General features: G+C 52.1%; 18 protein-coding genes. 13 read left to right on the top strand and 5 right to left on the bottom strand.

What is annotated here, in order from left to right; all coding sequences use genetic code 11:
* The first annotated feature begins 195 nt into the window (after window positions 1-195).
* Together fliE and yedD are read left to right on the top strand one after the other, a co-directional pair.
* The gene (fliE, locus tag ACDO57_RS02795) at window positions 196-510 is read left to right on the top strand and encodes a flagellar hook-basal body complex protein FliE (protein ID WP_008500329.1); all 315 of its coding nucleotides are present in this window, start codon (window positions 196-198) and stop codon (window positions 508-510) included.
* Window positions 511-584: 74 nt separating this feature from the next.
* A complete protein-coding gene (gene yedD, locus ACDO57_RS02800; protein WP_370883501.1) occupies window positions 585-998 on the top strand; it encodes a lipoprotein YedD in 414 nt (137 codons plus the stop codon).
* Between the two features lie 102 nt (window positions 999-1,100).
* Here yedD and amyA read toward each other — a convergent pair whose 3' ends face one another.
* The 4 genes from amyA to fliD are packed head-to-tail and all read right to left on the bottom strand — an operon-like array spanning window position 1,101 to window position 4,872.
* Complete coding sequence (gene amyA, locus ACDO57_RS02805; RefSeq protein WP_370884107.1) at window positions 1,101-2,588, bottom strand: alpha-amylase; 1,488 nt, start codon at window positions 2,586-2,588, stop codon at window positions 1,101-1,103.
* 52 nt (window positions 2,589-2,640) lie between these two features.
* On the bottom strand, window positions 2,641-3,015 hold the full coding sequence (fliT, locus tag ACDO57_RS02810; protein ID WP_024909767.1) for a flagella biosynthesis regulatory protein FliT: 375 nt from the start codon (window positions 3,013-3,015) through the stop codon (window positions 2,641-2,643).
* A gap of 6 nt (window positions 3,016-3,021) precedes the next feature.
* The gene (gene fliS / locus ACDO57_RS02815) at window positions 3,022-3,426 is read right to left on the bottom strand and encodes a flagellar export chaperone FliS (protein WP_023312296.1); all 405 of its coding nucleotides are present in this window, start codon (window positions 3,424-3,426) and stop codon (window positions 3,022-3,024) included.
* Between the two features lie 21 nt (window positions 3,427-3,447).
* On the bottom strand, window positions 3,448-4,872 hold the full coding sequence (gene fliD / locus ACDO57_RS02820; protein ID WP_370883502.1) for a flagellar filament capping protein FliD: 1,425 nt from the start codon (window positions 4,870-4,872) through the stop codon (window positions 3,448-3,450).
* A gap of 401 nt (window positions 4,873-5,273) precedes the next feature.
* Here fliD and ACDO57_RS02825 point away from each other — a divergent pair, with 401 nt between their 5' ends.
* The 9 genes from ACDO57_RS02825 (at window position 5,274) to sdiA (ending at window position 13,184) form a co-directional block, all read left to right on the top strand.
* Complete coding sequence (locus ACDO57_RS02825) at window positions 5,274-6,098, top strand: flagellin (protein ID WP_023312294.1); 825 nt, start codon at window positions 5,274-5,276, stop codon at window positions 6,096-6,098.
* Between the two features lie 62 nt (window positions 6,099-6,160).
* A complete protein-coding gene (gene fliB, locus ACDO57_RS02830) occupies window positions 6,161-7,366 on the top strand; it encodes a flagellin lysine-N-methylase (RefSeq protein WP_032646306.1) in 1,206 nt (401 codons plus the stop codon).
* Window positions 7,367-7,495: 129 nt separating this feature from the next.
* Entirely contained in the window at window positions 7,496-8,215 is a 720-nt protein-coding gene (locus ACDO57_RS02835; RefSeq protein ID WP_014170714.1) for an RNA polymerase sigma factor FliA, read from the top strand.
* Between the two features lie 54 nt (window positions 8,216-8,269).
* Complete coding sequence (fliZ, locus tag ACDO57_RS02840) at window positions 8,270-8,821, top strand: flagella biosynthesis regulatory protein FliZ (RefSeq protein ID WP_008500339.1); 552 nt, start codon at window positions 8,270-8,272, stop codon at window positions 8,819-8,821.
* An 86-nt stretch (window positions 8,822-8,907) separates the two neighbouring features.
* Complete coding sequence (gene tcyJ / locus ACDO57_RS02845; protein ID WP_023336163.1) at window positions 8,908-9,708, top strand: cystine ABC transporter substrate-binding protein; 801 nt, start codon at window positions 8,908-8,910, stop codon at window positions 9,706-9,708.
* 106 nt (window positions 9,709-9,814) lie between these two features.
* A complete protein-coding gene (gene dcyD / locus ACDO57_RS02850) occupies window positions 9,815-10,801 on the top strand; it encodes a D-cysteine desulfhydrase (protein ID WP_032646305.1) in 987 nt (328 codons plus the stop codon).
* Window positions 10,802-10,822: 21 nt separating this feature from the next.
* Window positions 10,823-11,491, top strand: coding sequence for a cystine ABC transporter permease (gene tcyL, locus ACDO57_RS02855; protein ID WP_014884380.1), 669 nt, complete (start codon window positions 10,823-10,825; stop codon window positions 11,489-11,491).
* Window positions 11,488-12,240, top strand: coding sequence for an L-cystine ABC transporter ATP-binding protein TcyN (gene tcyN / locus ACDO57_RS02860; protein ID WP_008500343.1), 753 nt, complete (start codon window positions 11,488-11,490; stop codon window positions 12,238-12,240). The genes tcyL and tcyN overlap by 4 nt, the downstream gene beginning before the upstream one ends.
* Before the next feature lie 221 nt (window positions 12,241-12,461).
* On the top strand, window positions 12,462-13,184 hold the full coding sequence (gene sdiA, locus ACDO57_RS02865; RefSeq protein WP_157189388.1) for a transcriptional regulator SdiA: 723 nt from the start codon (window positions 12,462-12,464) through the stop codon (window positions 13,182-13,184).
* A 66-nt stretch (window positions 13,185-13,250) separates the two neighbouring features.
* On the opposite strand, the gene ACDO57_RS02870 is transcribed toward sdiA, so the two are convergent.
* Entirely contained in the window at window positions 13,251-13,475 is a 225-nt protein-coding gene (locus ACDO57_RS02870) for a DUF2594 family protein (protein WP_008500345.1), read from the bottom strand.
* 467 nt (window positions 13,476-13,942) lie between these two features.
* On the opposite strand from ACDO57_RS02870, the gene uvrY reads away from it, so the two are divergent.
* Entirely contained in the window at window positions 13,943-14,599 is a 657-nt protein-coding gene (gene uvrY / locus ACDO57_RS02875; protein ID WP_013096026.1) for a UvrY/SirA/GacA family response regulator transcription factor, read from the top strand.
* A complete protein-coding gene (gene uvrC, locus ACDO57_RS02880; RefSeq protein WP_024909772.1) occupies window positions 14,596-16,428 on the top strand; it encodes an excinuclease ABC subunit UvrC in 1,833 nt (610 codons plus the stop codon). The genes uvrY and uvrC overlap by 4 nt, the downstream gene beginning before the upstream one ends.
* Window positions 16,429-16,443 lie beyond the last annotated feature (15 nt).

The raw sequence follows: 16,443 nt of genomic DNA on the forward strand, positions 1-16,443 counted from the left end.
TTCGTGTAGAGAAACAAAACTGACTCCCGGGTCGGCAAACACGACAAAAGTTCCATATTGATGGCCCTGCCATTATTTGATGATTCGTGATTTTCTATGGGTCAAATAACCTGGTTTTTTCATGCTATTTACCGCCATTATCTTATTGACAAGCTGTTAGTCTTGACCGCGTAAAAAACCATCCAGGGGAAAGTCATGGCTATACAGGGCATTGAAGGGGTAATCAGTCAGTTGCAGGCAACGGCGATGACGGCCCGTAATCAGAATGTGGCAGATCAGCAGCCGAGCATCAGCTTCGCAGGACAACTGCATGCCGCTCTTGACCGTATCAGTGATACCCAGACCGCAGCGCGCACTCAGGCAGAAAAGTTCACCCTCGGTGAGCCGGGCGTGGCGCTGAATGATGTGATGACCGATTTGCAAAAAGCCTCGGTTTCCCTGCAGATGGGGATCCAGGTGCGTAACAAGCTGGTGTCGGCCTATCAGGAAGTGATGGGGATGCAGGTTTAAGACCTGTCGATCTTCGCTGGCAGCCGCAGCGCTTTAATGCCACAATATTTTTTTCTTCGATTGCAGGAAAGATGATGAAAAAAATAGCAATTGCTGGCGCGCTGCTGGCACTGACCGGGTGCGTTCAGGTCGATAACTATAACGACGTGATTAAGCATCCTGTCCCGACGCATCTGGCGGGGTACTGGCAGTCGAAAGGGCCGCAGAGCAACATGGTCAGCCCGAATGCGATTGCCACGCTGGTGGTGACGGAGGAGGGCGATACGCTGGACTGCCGTCAGTGGCAGCGCGTGATTGCCGTGCCGGGTAAAATCATGCTGCGTTCAGACAGTTATTACAACGTGACGCGTAAGCTCGATATCTATCCGCTGGAGCGCGATGGCTTGACGCTTGAGTACGACGGGCTGGCGCTGCAGAAGGTCGATCGTCCAACGGTTGAGTGTGCCGATTACCTGAGCAAGAATCCGCTGGCGAGTAAACTGCCCTAAAGGTAAACGCAAAACGGCAACCTCGTTGCCGTTTTTGGTGTTTGCGCCCTCTCCCTGTGGGAGAGGGACGGGGTGAGGGCATCAGGCCGCACGTTTCCTGTTCTAAAGCGCATCCTCTATTACCCACACGCTCACGCTTCCGCCTTTGCAGGTAAAAGTGCCTTCGCCATCCGCCGCCGTAGTGATGGTTTCTTCGCGATTGCCGAGAAAATCCCGCCACGTTTTGTTGCCGTAGTTTTCCCCAAGACAAATCACTTTTTCACCATCGTCCCCGTTCGACATCACCACCACGCAGCCGGGATCGTCATCCGTACCGCTGCGGCTGAAGGCAATGCAGTTAGGATGGTCGAAAAATAGCGTTTGCACGCCGTGGGCAAAACGCTGACGCGCGAGGATCAGCTCGTGAAGCTGCTCAATGACCGGCATATCAATATGGTACGTTTCACCGTCTCCTCCCGTGTCGTCATAGCTGGCGCCGAAGAGATCCGGATAAAAGACGCTCGGCACGCCATTTTCCCGCAGCAGGATCAGCGCATAGGCCAGCGGTTTAAACCAGGCTTCGACCGGCGCTTCGAGTGCCTGTAAAGGCTGGGTGTCATGGTTCGCGACGAGGGTCACCGCATGAAACGGATCGGCTTCCACCAGGGTACCGGTGAAGATTTGGCTCATGTCGTAATCCCGACCCTGACGTGACGCCTCGTGGAATTTCATCTGCAGGGGAGCATCAAACAGCATGGTTTTGCCTTCGACCTGGTCAATATAGGCCTGAAGTTTATCCACCTCGTGGGACCAGTATTCCGCCACGATAAACAGCGGCTGGTCGGCGACCTCCTGGACGTGCTCAATCCACTCTTTGTAAAACCAGGCGGGAATATGCTTAACGGCGTCCAGACGAAAACCGTCGCAGCGCGTCTGTTCCATGACCCAGCGGGCCCAGTATTTGATCTCCTCGGTCACGGCATGATTGCGAAAGTCGATATTTTCGCCCATCAGGTAATCGAAGTTACCCATCTCATCATCAACCTGATCGTTCCAGCCTTCGCCGGTGTAGTCGTTGACGATTTTAAAGATGCCGTCTTCATCAGGGTTTTCAATGTGGTCGACGCCGCTGAAGCATTTGTAATCCCAGATGAACTGTGAATACTGCCCGGCCCGAACGGGGAAGGTGTAGCGAGTCCAGGCTTCGCACACGATGACCTCGTCATCGATTTGCGTGCGGTCCTGTTCGTTTACGCGCTGAACGCGCACAGGCTCCTTCTCATCGGCCCCCATTTTGTGGTTGACCACCACGTCCAGCAGCACGGCAATGTCGTTGCTTTTGAGGGCGTTAATGGCCTCCAGCAGCTGCGCTTTGTCGCCATATTTCGTGGCAATACTGCCTTTCTGGTCAAACTCGCCGAGATCGAACAGGTCGTAAGAGTCATAGCCGACAGAATACCCGCCGGACGCACCTTTGTAGGCGGGTGGCAGCCAGATCATGTTGATGCCGATTTCGTTAAGATTGGGAGCTAACGCCGTGACCTCTCGCCACAATTCACCGCCAGCAGGGTAATACCAGTGAAAACATTGTAACAGGGTGGGGTTTTTCATCATCCTTGCTCCAGAAGCCGGTTGGCAGACTTCTGGAGTATGGATGAAGAAATCATAGTTGTGTGTCGCGGGTAAAACTTTCTGGATAAAGAATATTCCCTGACAGCTTTCCATAGGTAGAAGTGATGGATTGCTGTTTACCGGTTTGATCAATCAGACTGCGCAGTTCGTCCATGCGGACTTTCAACAGTGCCTTTAGCGCATTCTCATTTTCAAGGATCATTTCCAGCAGCGCACGCGCTTGCTCAACCTGAGCCGGAGGGCATGACATGATGGGCGTTTGCGAAATCTTTTCCACCAGTTGTACGTAATGCATTTCCTGCTCGATAAGCGCATCCCATTGACCAGAATGTGCGAGATTTAGCATAGCAATGCTCTGAGCATGTAGCGCCTGCCAGTGGCTAAGCGCTGCGCTGGGATTATTCATCAAAAATTATCCTGATATAGAGGACGCATTGGGGCCGATTTGCTTCCACGCATCCGCAATGTTGTTTAATAAACCCTCGACTTCAACAATTGCGTCTACGTCATTACTGACATTCGCCAGCAACAAACGTCGAACCATATATTCGTACAAGGAGGCAAGGTTACCGGACAACTCGCTCTCAACCTCCATGTTCAGTCCTGCTTTTAAACCGTTGTCGATGATGTTGATGGCTTTGGATAAGGCTTCGCCTTTTTCGCGAATTTGTCCGGCTTCCATGAACAAACGCGCGCGAACAAGGGCGCTATGCGCCCCGTCGAACAACATGACAATCAGCTGGTGTGGACTGGCATTCATCACTGCGCTTTCGACTCCTATCTGCTGATAGGATTGAACACCAGAGGTCTTATACATATCCACTCCTGAAGGCTACGACTACTTTTGTGAGAACTGTTGGGTCAGGTAGTTGGCTGTACTGGTCATTTTGGTGACTAATACGTCCAGACTGGTGAACTGGGTTTTGTAACGTGCCATAGTGGCTTCAATTTGAGCATCCATGGCATCGTAACGTTCGCCCAGCGTTTTCAGCGTTTTGTTGATCCCGTCTTTCGCGTTCTGGATCACCCCGGCGCTGCCGGTACTGGTGCTGAGCATGGTGGTCAGCGTGTTGTTCATCTGGGTCGCCATACCGGTTTTCTTTCCGTCACCGACAAAATACTGCTGTACGGCGTTCGGGTTGTCGGTCAGCGCTTTTTTCAGCTTATCGGTGTCGACTTTCAGGTTACCGACGGTACCATCCGCGCCTTTCACCGGATCCTGGGTAATCCCCAACTGGGCCATGATCTGAACCGAGCCGGTCTGCACTTCGGTCAGCAGGCCGCGCAGCTGAGACTGAACCCCACGCACGTTCGCATCACCGACCAGCGCGCCGTTGCTGGTAGATTGGCTGCCGGAGCCTGCATCGACCGGAACATACTTCGTCAGGCTGTTAATGGTAGACTGCAGCGAGTTATACGCTGTGACCCAGTCCGTGATCGCCTTCTGGTTCGCATCCGTTGCGCGTGAAACCTCAAGGGTTTCGTCTGCCGTGCTTTGCGCTTTCACGCTGAAGGTGACCCCAGGCAGCGCATCGGTAATGGTATTTGACTGGCGCTCGATCGAGATGTTGTTCACCACCACAATCGCGTTCTGCGCGGCGGTATTCACCGTCAGCGCGCCCGTTTTGGTGGTTGAATCGTAGCCAATGGCGCTTTGCAGCTTGGCGTCGCCGGTAACGCTTACCGTCATCGCACCATCGGTACCGGTGGTTTTTGATGACAGCATCAGGCGGTAATCACCGTCTTTCGCTTTAATGACGCTGGCGGTGACGTTGCCGTTCGCTTTATTAATGGCGCTCGCGATCCCGGCCAGCGACGTATCGCCATCTGCCAGGGTGACCTCTAAAGGCGTTGTGGTACCCGGCTGGGTGATGGTGATTTTACGCGTTGTACCTGTCGTATCGCCCAGCAGATCCGTGTTGTTAGCATAGGAGCCGGTAGTGAGTGCCTGTGCTTTCGCAACCTGGTTGACGTTGACAACAAAGGAACCCACGGACGCGTCAGCCGTTGTGGTGGCAGTAAAGGCCGTGTTGGTGCTGCTAACGGACGTTGAGTTCCAGGTGGTAGCTTTACCCAGTGCAGCGGTCGCAGTCTGCAGCGATGTCATGGCGCTCTGCAGCTTGCCGTAAGCACTTAGCTGTGCGTTATACGTTGATTGCTGGGAAGTAATCGTCGTCAGCTTGGTTTTCTCTGCCGCTTCCAACTGATTATATAAATCCCCGAGTCCTGCAGAACCTATCCCGAGGTTACTGATAGTAGCCATGCATATTTTCCTTAAAATACGAAAGTAGTTCAGGACTCTTATCGGCCTCTCAAGGTAAAAGTTTACGATGGCGAGAAAAAAATAATCCAAAGAATAGACGCGTCCTGGCGGGGTAAATGAAAGGATTGCACTTTAGGGTCATTATCACAGCATTGAAAACACGAATAAGTGTGTGCCTTTTTTGTCATCTCTTTGTGCATTTAAAAAGCGTAAATAATAAGCCTCTGGCGGACCTTAATTGATTTTTTAAAAATAAAATCATTAATAATCATGCGCTTGTAATTTTTTCAAAATTGATTCTAAAGTCTTTTGGGGACCCGTCGATAACCTTGTTGACGGTGAGAGACGCTGTGAGTGTTAGGCACCGGACCTAAAACCCAATTTTTGAAGGAAACAAAATTATGGCAGTTATCAATACTAACCTGTTGTCCCTGACCACTCAGAACAACCTGAACAAATCTCAGTCTTCTCTGGGCACTGCTATCGAGCGTCTGTCTTCCGGTCTGCGTATTAACAGCGCGAAAGACGATGCTGCTGGCCAGGCGATTGCAAACCGCATGACCGCTCAGATCAAAGGGATGACCCAGGCTGCACGTAACGCCAACGACGGTATCTCCATGGCGCAGACTGCTGAAGGTTCTCTGAACGAAATCAACAACAACTTGCAGCGTGTTCGTGAACTGGCTGTTCAGGCAAGCAACGGCACCAACAGCGCATCTGACCTGGCTTCTCTGCAGGATGAAGTTACCGCTCGTCTGGCTGAAATCGACCGTGTTGCGGGCAAAACTGACTTCAACGGCATCAAACTGCTGGACGGCACTGCAGGTACTGCTGGTGTGGTTAAAATTCAGGTTGGCGTTAACGACGGCGACACCATCAACCTGGATCTGAGCGGCGCTAAAGCTGACTCTACTACTCTGGGCGTGAACGCTATCGACCTGAAAGCAATGACCGCTACTGACCTGAACACCATCGACAAAGCTATCGCTACCGTTGATAAAGCACGTTCTGGTCTGGGTGCTGTGCAGAACCGCTTCACTTCTGCAATCAACAACCTGAACAACACCTCTAACAACCTGTCTGCTGCTCAGTCCCGTATCCAGGACGCTGACTACGCAACTGAAGTTTCCAACATGTCCCGCGCGCAGATCCTGCAGCAGGCTGGTACTTCTGTTCTGTCTCAGGCAAACCAGGTTCCACAGACCGTTCTGTCTCTGCTGCGTTAATATTACGCGTGAAACCCCGCTTCGGCGGGGTTTTTTTATCTCTGCTATTTGAGAATCCGCCTGTGAAACAAATCAGTGTCACTCAACCAAAGCTGGTCGCAGATTTTTCATGTGTCGGTGGGGAATGCCGCGAACATTGTTGTCAGGGCTGGACCATCGCGTTTGATAAATCCTCCGTTAACCGTTACCTGAACAGCAAAAATGCCGCCATTCGTCATACGGCGAAAACGGCGATAAAAGTTACCAAAAAACAGTATGGCAACTGGGGCGAAGTGATTTTCCATACGGAAAGTAAAAACTGCCCGTTTATGGATACGGAAAAACTCTGTTCTATTCATAGCGCCATGGGCGCGCAGGCGTTAAGCCCAACCTGTTCGTCGTTTCCACGAACAAATCGGGTCTATAAAAATGAAATCGAAAAATCGCTGAACCTCTCGTGTCCGGAAGTGACCCGACTTCTGTTGAACGATCGGGAGTCTATGTCGATGATGGAATCTGTCATTGTCCAGCAGGACGTCAATACTGCGCCAATGATTGATTTAAAAGCAAAGGTCATCAATCTCTTCTGCCAGAACCTTTTCAGCGTTGAAGCGGTCTGCGTTGAAGAGCAGGTTTACGCCGTGGTGAAATTCCTCATGGTGGCTGAAAAGCTCGAGAATCTCGAAGAGAATATCGGCACGCTTGAAACGGTTTATTTCTCGCTGGTTAACGAACTGGTGAGCGGTAAAATCAAAACGGAACTGGGCGGGTTTAATCAGAACTACAGCCTGAAATTCGCGTTAATTTCGCTTATCCAGAGCTACTTTACGAAGAAAGCGACCGCTCGCGGCGGCGCGGTATTAAACCGCTATTTTACTCAGCTTTATCAACAGTTCGAATCTGTCGGTGATGCCGTACCGGCAGAGAAGGTCATGGAGAACATCGAGTCCGTCTGGCGCGATGTGGCGGGCAGTTACCTGGCGACCAATGACCATTTATTTAAGAACTTTTTTAAATACAAACTCTGGGAGCAGGGCTTCCCACAGAACAATGGCCGCAGCATGTTGAATAATCTTTATTTAATCGTTGCGGAGTTCTATTTCCTGAAAACGTTACTTGCCGGTCAGGCTCTCGTGGCGGGAAAAATTGAACAAGATAATATTATTGATGTTATTTACAGCTTCCACTCCCTTAGCCAGCATAATCAGGAAGCGGGAAAGCTCTTTCATCAACATATAGATAGCGTCAAACTGGGCGACGATCTTTCATTGTTACAACTGTTAATTTAGGCAGAAAAGTTGCCCCTGTTGTGGGCAACCTCAGAATAACCTCATTTTATCCCCCTTTTTCATCCAATTGAACGCCCTGCAGAATCGGATAATCATGCCGATAACTCAACTAACGCAGGGCTGTTTATCGTGAATTCACTCTATACCGCTGAAGGTGTAATGGATAAACACTCGCTGTGGCAGCGTTATGTCCCGCTGGTGCGTCACGAAGCATTGCGCCTCCAGGTGCGCTTGCCGGCGAGCGTGGAACTCGACGATCTGCTACAGGCGGGCGGTATCGGGTTATTGAATGCAGTTGACCGATACGACGCTCTGCAAGGAACGGCATTTACGACTTACGCAGTTCAGCGTATTCGTGGTGCGATGCTGGACGAGCTGCGCAGCCGCGACTGGGTGCCGCGCAGTGTTCGCCGCAACGCGCGCGAAGTGGCGCATGCGATGGGGCAGCTGGAACAGGAACTGGGACGTAACGCAACGGAAACCGAAGTGGCGGAACGTCTTGGCATTGCTGTTGAAGAGTATCGTCAGATGTTGCTCGATACCAATAACAGCCAACTCTTCTCTTATGACGAGTGGCGCGAAGAGCATGGCGATAGCATCGAGCTGGTGACGGATGAGCACCAGCAAGAAAACCCGTTACACCATTTAATGGAAGGGAATTTACGCCAGCGCGTCATGGAGGCTATTGAAGCTCTTCCTGAACGTGAACAGCTGGTATTGACCCTTTATTACCAGGAAGAGCTTAACCTCAAAGAGATTGGCGCTGTTCTGGAGGTGGGAGAGTCGCGGGTGAGCCAGCTGCACAGCCAGGCCATTAAACGCTTACGAACCAAGCTGGGTAAGTTATAGGTGATTGATTCACCTGAAAAATGCCGCACAACGTATTGACAACCAGGAGTTATCATGACGGTGCAGCAATCTAAAAGACGGCCTTTAAGCCGCTACCTGAAAGACTTTAAACACAGCCAGACGCATTGCGCCCACTGTAACAAGCTACTCGATCGTATCACGCTGGTTCGCCGGGGCGAAATCGTCAATAAGATTGCGATTTCGCGTCTCGACACGTTGATGGACGAAGCAGCTTGGCTCGAAGAGCAAAAAGAGTGGGTGGCGCTTTGCCGTTTCTGTGGGGATCTCCACTGCAAAGAGCAAAGCGACTTCTTCGACATCATCGGCTTCAAGCAATTCCTGTTTGAACAAACGGAGATGAGCCACGGCACCGTTCGCGAATATGTGGTTCGCTTGCGTCGCCTTGGGCAACATCTGACCGTAAACAATATTTCTCGCGATCTGCTGAAAACCGGTTATCTGGATGAAAATCTGGAGCCGTGGCTGCCTGCGACCAGCACCAATAACTACCGAATTGCGCTGCGCAAGTATGCGCAATACAAGGTACAAATGCCGGGTGCCATAAAGCAGAAAGCCCACGCCGGAACAACTTCTGATATATATTAAAAAAGAATAAGATGTAGCGCAGTCGCCTTTGACGTTGCAGGCGATTTCTCTACACTACGTAAAAATTCCACTATATCGGGGTATTTATGAAATTTGCACTTCTGGGTCGTCAGGCGCTGATGGGTGTTATGGCCGTTGCGCTGGTTGCGGGCATGAGCGTGAAAACGTTCGCCGCAGAAAACCTGCTGAATAAAGTAAAAGAGCGCGGTACGCTGCTGGTCGGGCTGGAAGGAACCTATCCTCCGTTCAGCTTCCAGGGCGATGACGGTAAGCTGACCGGTTTCGAAGTGGAGTTTGCTGAAGAGCTGGCGAAGCACCTCGGCGTTAAAGCGTCACTGAAACCGACCAAATGGGACGGTATGCTGGCATCGCTGGATTCCAAACGTATTGATGTGGTGATTAATCAGGTGACCATTTCTGACGAACGTAAGAAGAAGTATGACTTCTCTACGCCGTACACCGTGTCCGGTATTCAGGCGCTGGTGAAGAAAGGCAACGAAGGCGGGATTAAAACTGCCGCAGACCTGAAAGGGAAGAAAGTCGGTGTTGGTCTGGGGACTAACTATGAAGAGTGGCTGCGCCAGAACGTGCAGGGCGTGGATATCCGCACCTATGATGATGACCCGACGAAATACCAGGATCTGCGCGTGGGCCGTATCGACGCCATTCTGGTTGACCGCCTGGCAGCGCTGGATCTGGTGAAGAAAACCAACAACACCCTGGCGGTAGCGGGTGATGCGTTCTCTCGTCAGGAATCAGGCGTAGCCGTGCGTAAAGGTAACGAAGACCTGGTCAAAGCGATTGATTCCGCGATTGCTGACATGCAAAAAGACGGAAGCCTGAAAGCGCTCTCCGAGAAGTGGTTCGGTGCAGACGTCACGAAATAAGTTTCTGACGTAAAAAAAGGCGCTTTTAAAAGCGCCTTTTTTATTTCTTTCGCGTCTGCGTGCATAATGAAAAATATCACATTTTGTCAGAGTTACCGGAGAACCCATGTCACTACAGAATTTAACGCGCTTTCCTCGCCTGGAGTTTATCGGCGCGCCGACGCCGCTGGAGTACCTGCCGCGATTTTCTGATTATTTAGGGCGCGATATTTTTATTAAGCGTGATGACGTGACGCCCATGGCGATGGGGGGCAATAAGCTGCGTAAGCTGGAGTTTCTGGCGGCGGACGCCCTGCGCGAGGGCGCGGATACGCTCATCACTGCCGGGGCTATCCAGTCCAACCACGTTCGTCAGACGGCGGCAGTGGCGGCAAAGCTCGGACTCCATTGCGTGGCATTGCTGGAAAACCCGATTGGCACGCGGGCAGAAAACTATCTCACCAACGGTAACCGTCTGCTGCTGGACCTGTTTAATGTACAGGTCGAAATGGTGGATGCGTTGACCGACCCGACCGCCCAGCTCGATGAGCTGGCGACGCGTCTGGAAGCGCAGGGTTTCCGCCCCTACGTTATCCCTGTTGGCGGTTCGAATGCGCTGGGCGCGCTGGGGTATGTGGAAAGTGCGCTGGAAATTGCCCAACAGTGCGAGGGCGCGGTGGGCCTCTCCTCCGTGGTTGTCGCGTCCGGCAGTGCAGGCACGCATGCCGGGCTGGCGGTAGGGCTGGAGCAACTGCTGCCGGACGTCGAGCTGATTGGCGTGACGGTGTCCCGTAGCGTCGCGGATCAGAAGCCGAAAGTGGTGACTTTACAGCAGGCGGTCGCCGCGCAGCTGGAGCTGAAGGCAAAGGCCGATATTCTGCTCTGGGATGACTATTTTGCGCCGGGTTACGGCACGCCGAACGAAGAGGGCATGGAAGCGGTGAAACTGCTGGCCCGCCTCGAGGGGATACTGCTCGATCCGGTGTATACCGGCAAAGCGATGGCCGGACTGATTGATGGCATTGCGCAGAAACGCTTTAAGGATGAAGGGCCGATTTTATTTGTCCATACAGGCGGGGCGCCTGCGCTGTTTGCCTACCATCCTCATGTCTAAAAGTCAGGTCGAAAAATAATAATGCAAGAAAGTATTCAACTGGTTATTGATTCTCTGCCGTATCTGCTGAAAGGTGCGGTATTTACGTTACAGCTCAGTATCGGCGGGATGTTCTTCGGGCTGGTACTGGGATTTGTGCTGGCCTTAATGCGCATGTCACCCATCCTGCCGGTGCGCTGGCTGGCGCGTTTTTATATCTCTGTCTTTCGCGGTACGCCGCTTATCGCCCAGCTCTTTATGATCTACTACGGCTTACCGCAGTTTGGTATCGAGCTGGATCCGATTCCCGCAGCGATGATTGGTCTGTCGCTCAATACTGCGGCGTATACCTCTGAAACCCTGCGTGCGGCCATCTCCTCCATTGACAAAGGCCAGTGGGAAGCGGCGGCCAGTATCGGGATGACGCCATGGCAGACGCTTCGCCGGGCCATTCTGCCGCAGGCGGCGCGCGTGGCGCTTCCACCGCTGAGCAACAGCTTCATCAGTCTGGTGAAAGATACTTCCCTGGCGGCAACGATTCAGGTACCGGAGCTGTTCCGTCAGGCACAGCTTATCACCTCCCGTACGCTTGAAGTTTTTACTATGTATCTGGCTGCCTCGCTGATTTACTGGGTGATGGCGACGGTGCTGTCTGCCCTGCAAAACTATTTCGAAAACCAGCTTAACCGCCAGGAGCGTGATCCAAAATGAGTGCTATCGACGTCAAAAACCTGGTGAAAAAATTCCACGGTCAAACGGTGCTCCACGGGATCGATCTTGAAGTCGAGCAGGGCGAAGTGGTGGCAATCATTGGGCCGAGCGGCTCAGGGAAAACCACGCTGCTGCGCAGCATTAACCTGCTTGAACAGCCGGAAGGCGGCACCATTCGGGTCGGGGAGATAACGATTGATACCGGGAAATCCATCAGCCAGCAGAAAGGGTTGATTCGCCGTCTGCGCCAGCATGTCGGCTTCGTTTTCCAGAACTTCAACCTCTTCCCGCACCGTACGGTGCTGGAGAACATTATTGAAGGGCCGGTTATCGTTAAAGGTGAGCCTAAAGAGGAAGCGACGGCGCGCGCTCGCGAGCTGCTGGCCAAAGTCGGGCTGGCGGGGAAAGAGACCAGCTATCCGCGGCGTCTGTCGGGAGGGCAACAGCAGCGCGTGGCGATAGCGCGCGCGCTGGCGATGCGCCCGGACGTGATCCTGTTTGATGAACCGACTTCAGCGCTCGATCCGGAACTGGTGGGTGAGGTGCTGAACACCATTCGCCAGCTGGCGCAGGAAAAACGGACGATGGTGATCGTGACGCATGAGATGAGCTTTGCCCGCGATGTTGCTGACAGAGCTATCTTCATGGATCAGGGGCGGATTGTGGAGCAGGGGCCGGCGAAAAGCTTATTCGCCAACCCTCAACAGCCGCGAACCCGTCAGTTCCTTGAAAAATTCCTTATGCAGTAGCATTTTTGCACGCATTTGCTCCAGAAAATTACCCTGGAGCAAATTATTCTCCCTCTTTGTGGAAGCCTCTGTTTTTTTATTCCATCCGGCTCAGGTAAACCTTATCGATAGTAAAGTTAATTGTGCTATTGCCGATATTTTGTGGTTAGAAAAAAGTTTTCTGTGTTAGCTTATATTCACCATAATAATGATTATCTGTTCAGAGGCTTCATTTAGTAAGTATGAAGGATTTAGACTTTTTCACCTGGCGACGGGATTGCTCCCTCCGGTTTCAGGAGTTGACCTGTGCCGCCGAGGTATATCAGGAGCTGGAGCGACAAACTCAGGCGCTGGAATTCGATTATTACGCGCTCTGCGTGCGCCATCCCGTGCCATTTACCCGCCCTAAGATCTCCCTGCAAACCACTTACCCCAAGCTGTGGATGGCGCAATATCAATCCGCGAACTATTTCGCGATCGATCCGGTTTTAAAAGCGGAGAATTTCATTCAGGGGCATCTCCCCTGGACAGACGCATTATTCGCTGAGGCGCAGGAATTATGGCATTGCGCCCAGGACCACGGTTTACGCGCGGGAATAACGCAGTGCCTGATGCTGCCAAATCATGCGCTCGGCTTCCTCTCTGTTTCTCGTACTCGTGTACAGGAAGGACCATTAGCCCATGAGGAAATAGAACTGCGGTTGCAAATGCTGGTGCAAATGGCCTTAACCTCTCTGATGCGTTTTGACCATGAGATGGTCATGCCACCCGAAATGAAATTCAGCAAGCGCGAACGTGAAATTCTGAAATGGACTGCGGAAGGGAAGACGTCAGCGGAAATAGCGATCATTCTCTCGATCTCAGAGAATACCGTTAACTTCCATCAGAAGAATATGCAGAAGAAATTTAACGCGCCCAATAAGACCCAGATCGCATGCTACGCGGCGGCAACGGGACTGATCTGACTCCGTAAAACGTTCTGCGTGACAGACGAGCGAACGGCTGAATGCACTGCATCCAGCCGTTTTTTGTTACTGGCGGTACGCTTGCTTGATTTGCTTAACGGTGTTAGCAAATACCGCTGATTCAGCCTGGTCTTCCATCTCCGCGATTTGTTTTTCCATTTTAATGATCACACGACCGGCATCAGCCTGGCCCATCGCCTGCAGCATCAGCGTCAGCAGTGCTTTCAGGCAGTTTACTTCCTGTGCCAGTTCCTGGTTATTCTCCGCAGTGGCAAATTCAGGTGTGCTCATTTATTTTCCTCATTATTAAACGGCGCTAAAGCGCGACGACGAAAGTCAAGGCGGCGGAGTATACCACAAGCTGAAGCAAAAAATGCAGCGGTTGTTTTTCGTACTTTTACGTGGGTGTTTAATTGCGTAAACAGAACGTACCGGTAAACTGAAGCGCTGTTACAGGCTATTAATTGCTTATGCCCGGCTCGCTTGCCGTTAATTATTGTTACAAAAATTTGAGAACTGTTTTTTTTGCAGGGAAAGCCTGCAAGTTTTTTGTAACTTTTTGAATACAGATGATTAAAAAAAGCCGCAAGAGCCCTAAAAACACGGCCTCTCTTTCCACCGCCTGTACAGGCTAATTTCCAAAAACGAGAGCAAAATCGAATAGCCGGTTTTTTAACGTTTTAATCTTGTCAGGAAAACCGTTAATATAAACCAAATTATCACTCAGTAGCGTTATCCCTATTCTGGAGACATTTCCTTTGATCAACGTCCTTCTTGTTGATGACCACGAACTGGTGCGCGCAGGGATACGACGCATTCTTGAAGATATTAAAGGTATTAAAGTTGCCGGTGAGGCATGCTGTGGTGAAGATGCGGTAAAATGGTGCCGTACTAACTCCGCCGATGTGGTGCTGATGGATATGAACATGCCCGGTATCGGTGGTCTTGAGGCAACACGCAAAATCGCGCGTACCTTTGTAGACACCAAAGTCATCATGCTGACCGTGCATACCGAAAATCCACTGCCCGCGAAAGTGATGCAGGCGGGGGCCGCGGGTTACCTGAGTAAAGGTGCTGCACCGCAGGAAGTCGTCAATGCAATCCGTTCCGTGTTTGCCGGACAGCGTTATATTGCATCCGACATCGCTCAGCAGATGGCGCTGAGTCAGATTGAGCCCGAGAAAACTGAATCACCGTTTGCCAGTTTGTCCGAGCGTGAATTGCAGATTATGCTGATGATCACCAAAGGTCAGAAGGTGAATGAGATCTCGGAACAGCTGAATCTCAGCCCGAAAACGGTGAACAGCTATCGTTATCGGATGTTCAGTAAATTGAACATTCATGGTGACGTCGAACTGACGCATCTGGCCATCCGACATGGTTTGTGTAATGCGGAGACGTTGTTAAGTCAGTGAGTGATGTGTTCGATTCAAAAGCATTTCTGAAAACCGTAACCAGCCAGCCTGGCGTCTATCGCATGTATGACGCTGGCGGTACGGTTATCTATGTGGGGAAGGCTAAAGATCTTAAAAAACGTCTCTCCAGCTATTTTCGCAGCAATCTGGCCTCCCGTAAGACCGAAGCGCTGGTCTCACTCATTCAGAATATTGATGTTACCGTCACGCATACAGAGACAGAAGCGCTGCTGCTTGAGCATAACTATATTAAGCTGTACCAGCCGCGCTATAACGTCCTGTTGCGGGATGATAAATCCTACCCGTTTATCTTTCTGAGCGGCGACACCCATCCTCGCCTCGCCATGCACCGTGGTGCAAAACATGCGAAGGGTGAATATTTCGGGCCGTTCCCCAACGGCTATGCCGTGCGTGAAACGCTGGCGCTGCTGCAAAAAATCTTCCCGATCCGCCAGTGTGAAAACAGCGTTTACCGTAACCGCTCGCGCCCGTGCCTGCAGTACCAGATTGGCCGCTGCCTGGGACCGTGCGTGGCCGGACTGGTGAGTGAAGAAGAGTATGCGCAGCAGGTGGATTATGTGCGCCTGTTCCTGGCCGGTAAAGACGATCAGGTCTTAACGCAGCTGATCGCGCGGATGGAAAAAGCCAGCGCTGCTCTGGAGTTCGAAGAGGCCGCGCGTATCCGCGACCAGATTCAGGCGGTGCGCAGAGTCACGGAGAAACAGTTTGTCTCAAATACCGGTGACGATCTTGATGTCATCGGCGTCGCCTTTGACGCCGGGATGGCCTGCGTGCACGTTCTTTTCATTCGACAGGGCAAAGTGCTCGGCAGCCGCAGCTATTTTCCGAAGGTCCCTGGCGGTACCGAGCTGGGTGAAGTGGTGGAAACCTTTGTCGGCCAGTTCTATCTGCAGGGGAGCCAGATGCGCACGTTGCCTTCTGAGATCCTGCTCGATTTTAATCTTGACGATAAAACCCTGCTGGCCGATTCGCTCTCTGAGCTGGCGGGCCGCCGGGTGAATGTTCAAACTAAACCGCGCGGCGATCGTGCGCGTTATCTCAAGCTGGCGCGAACCAACGCGGCGACGGCACTCACCACTAAGCTGTCGCAGCAGTCGACGGTGCACCAGCGTTTAACGGCCCTGGCGGCGCTGCTGAAGCTTCCGGAAGTGAAACGGATGGAGTGTTTCGACATCAGTCATACGATGGGGGAACAGACGGTAGCGTCCTGCGTGGTGTTTGATGCGAATGGCCCACTGCGAGCCGAGTATCGCCGCTATAACATCACCGGGATCACGCCGGGTGATGACTATGCGGCGATGAATCAGGTGCTGCGCCGTCGCTATGGTAAAGCCATAGAGGAGAGCAAAATCCCGGATGTGATCCTGATTGACGGCGGGAAAGGGCAGCTCGGCCAGGCGAAAGCAGTATTTGAGTCGCTTGATGTCAGCTGGGATAAAAACCATCCGCTGCTGCTGGGTGTCGCAAAAGGGGCCGATCGTAAGGCCGGGCTGGAGACATTGTTCTTCGAGCCGGAAGGTGAGGGCTTCAGTCTGCCACCGGACTCCCCGGCGCTGCACGTCATCCAGCATATTCGCGATGAATCGCACGATCACGCCATCAGCGGTCACCGCAAAAAACGGGCGAAGGTGAAAAACACCAGTTCACTGGAGACGATCGAAGGCGTGGGGCCAAAACGTCGTCAGATGCTGCTCAAGTATATGGGCGGATTGCAAGGATTACTCAACGCCAGCATGGAGGAAATTGCAAAAGTGCCGGGTATTTCGCAAGGGCTGGCAGAAAAGATCTACTACTCGTTGAAACATTGAGGGCTCTGTAGCAAC

The organism is Enterobacter cloacae complex sp. 2015409, assembly GCF_041365315.1.
In the GTDB taxonomy this organism is placed as follows: Bacteria; Pseudomonadota; Gammaproteobacteria; order Enterobacterales; family Enterobacteriaceae; genus Enterobacter; species Enterobacter pseudoroggenkampii.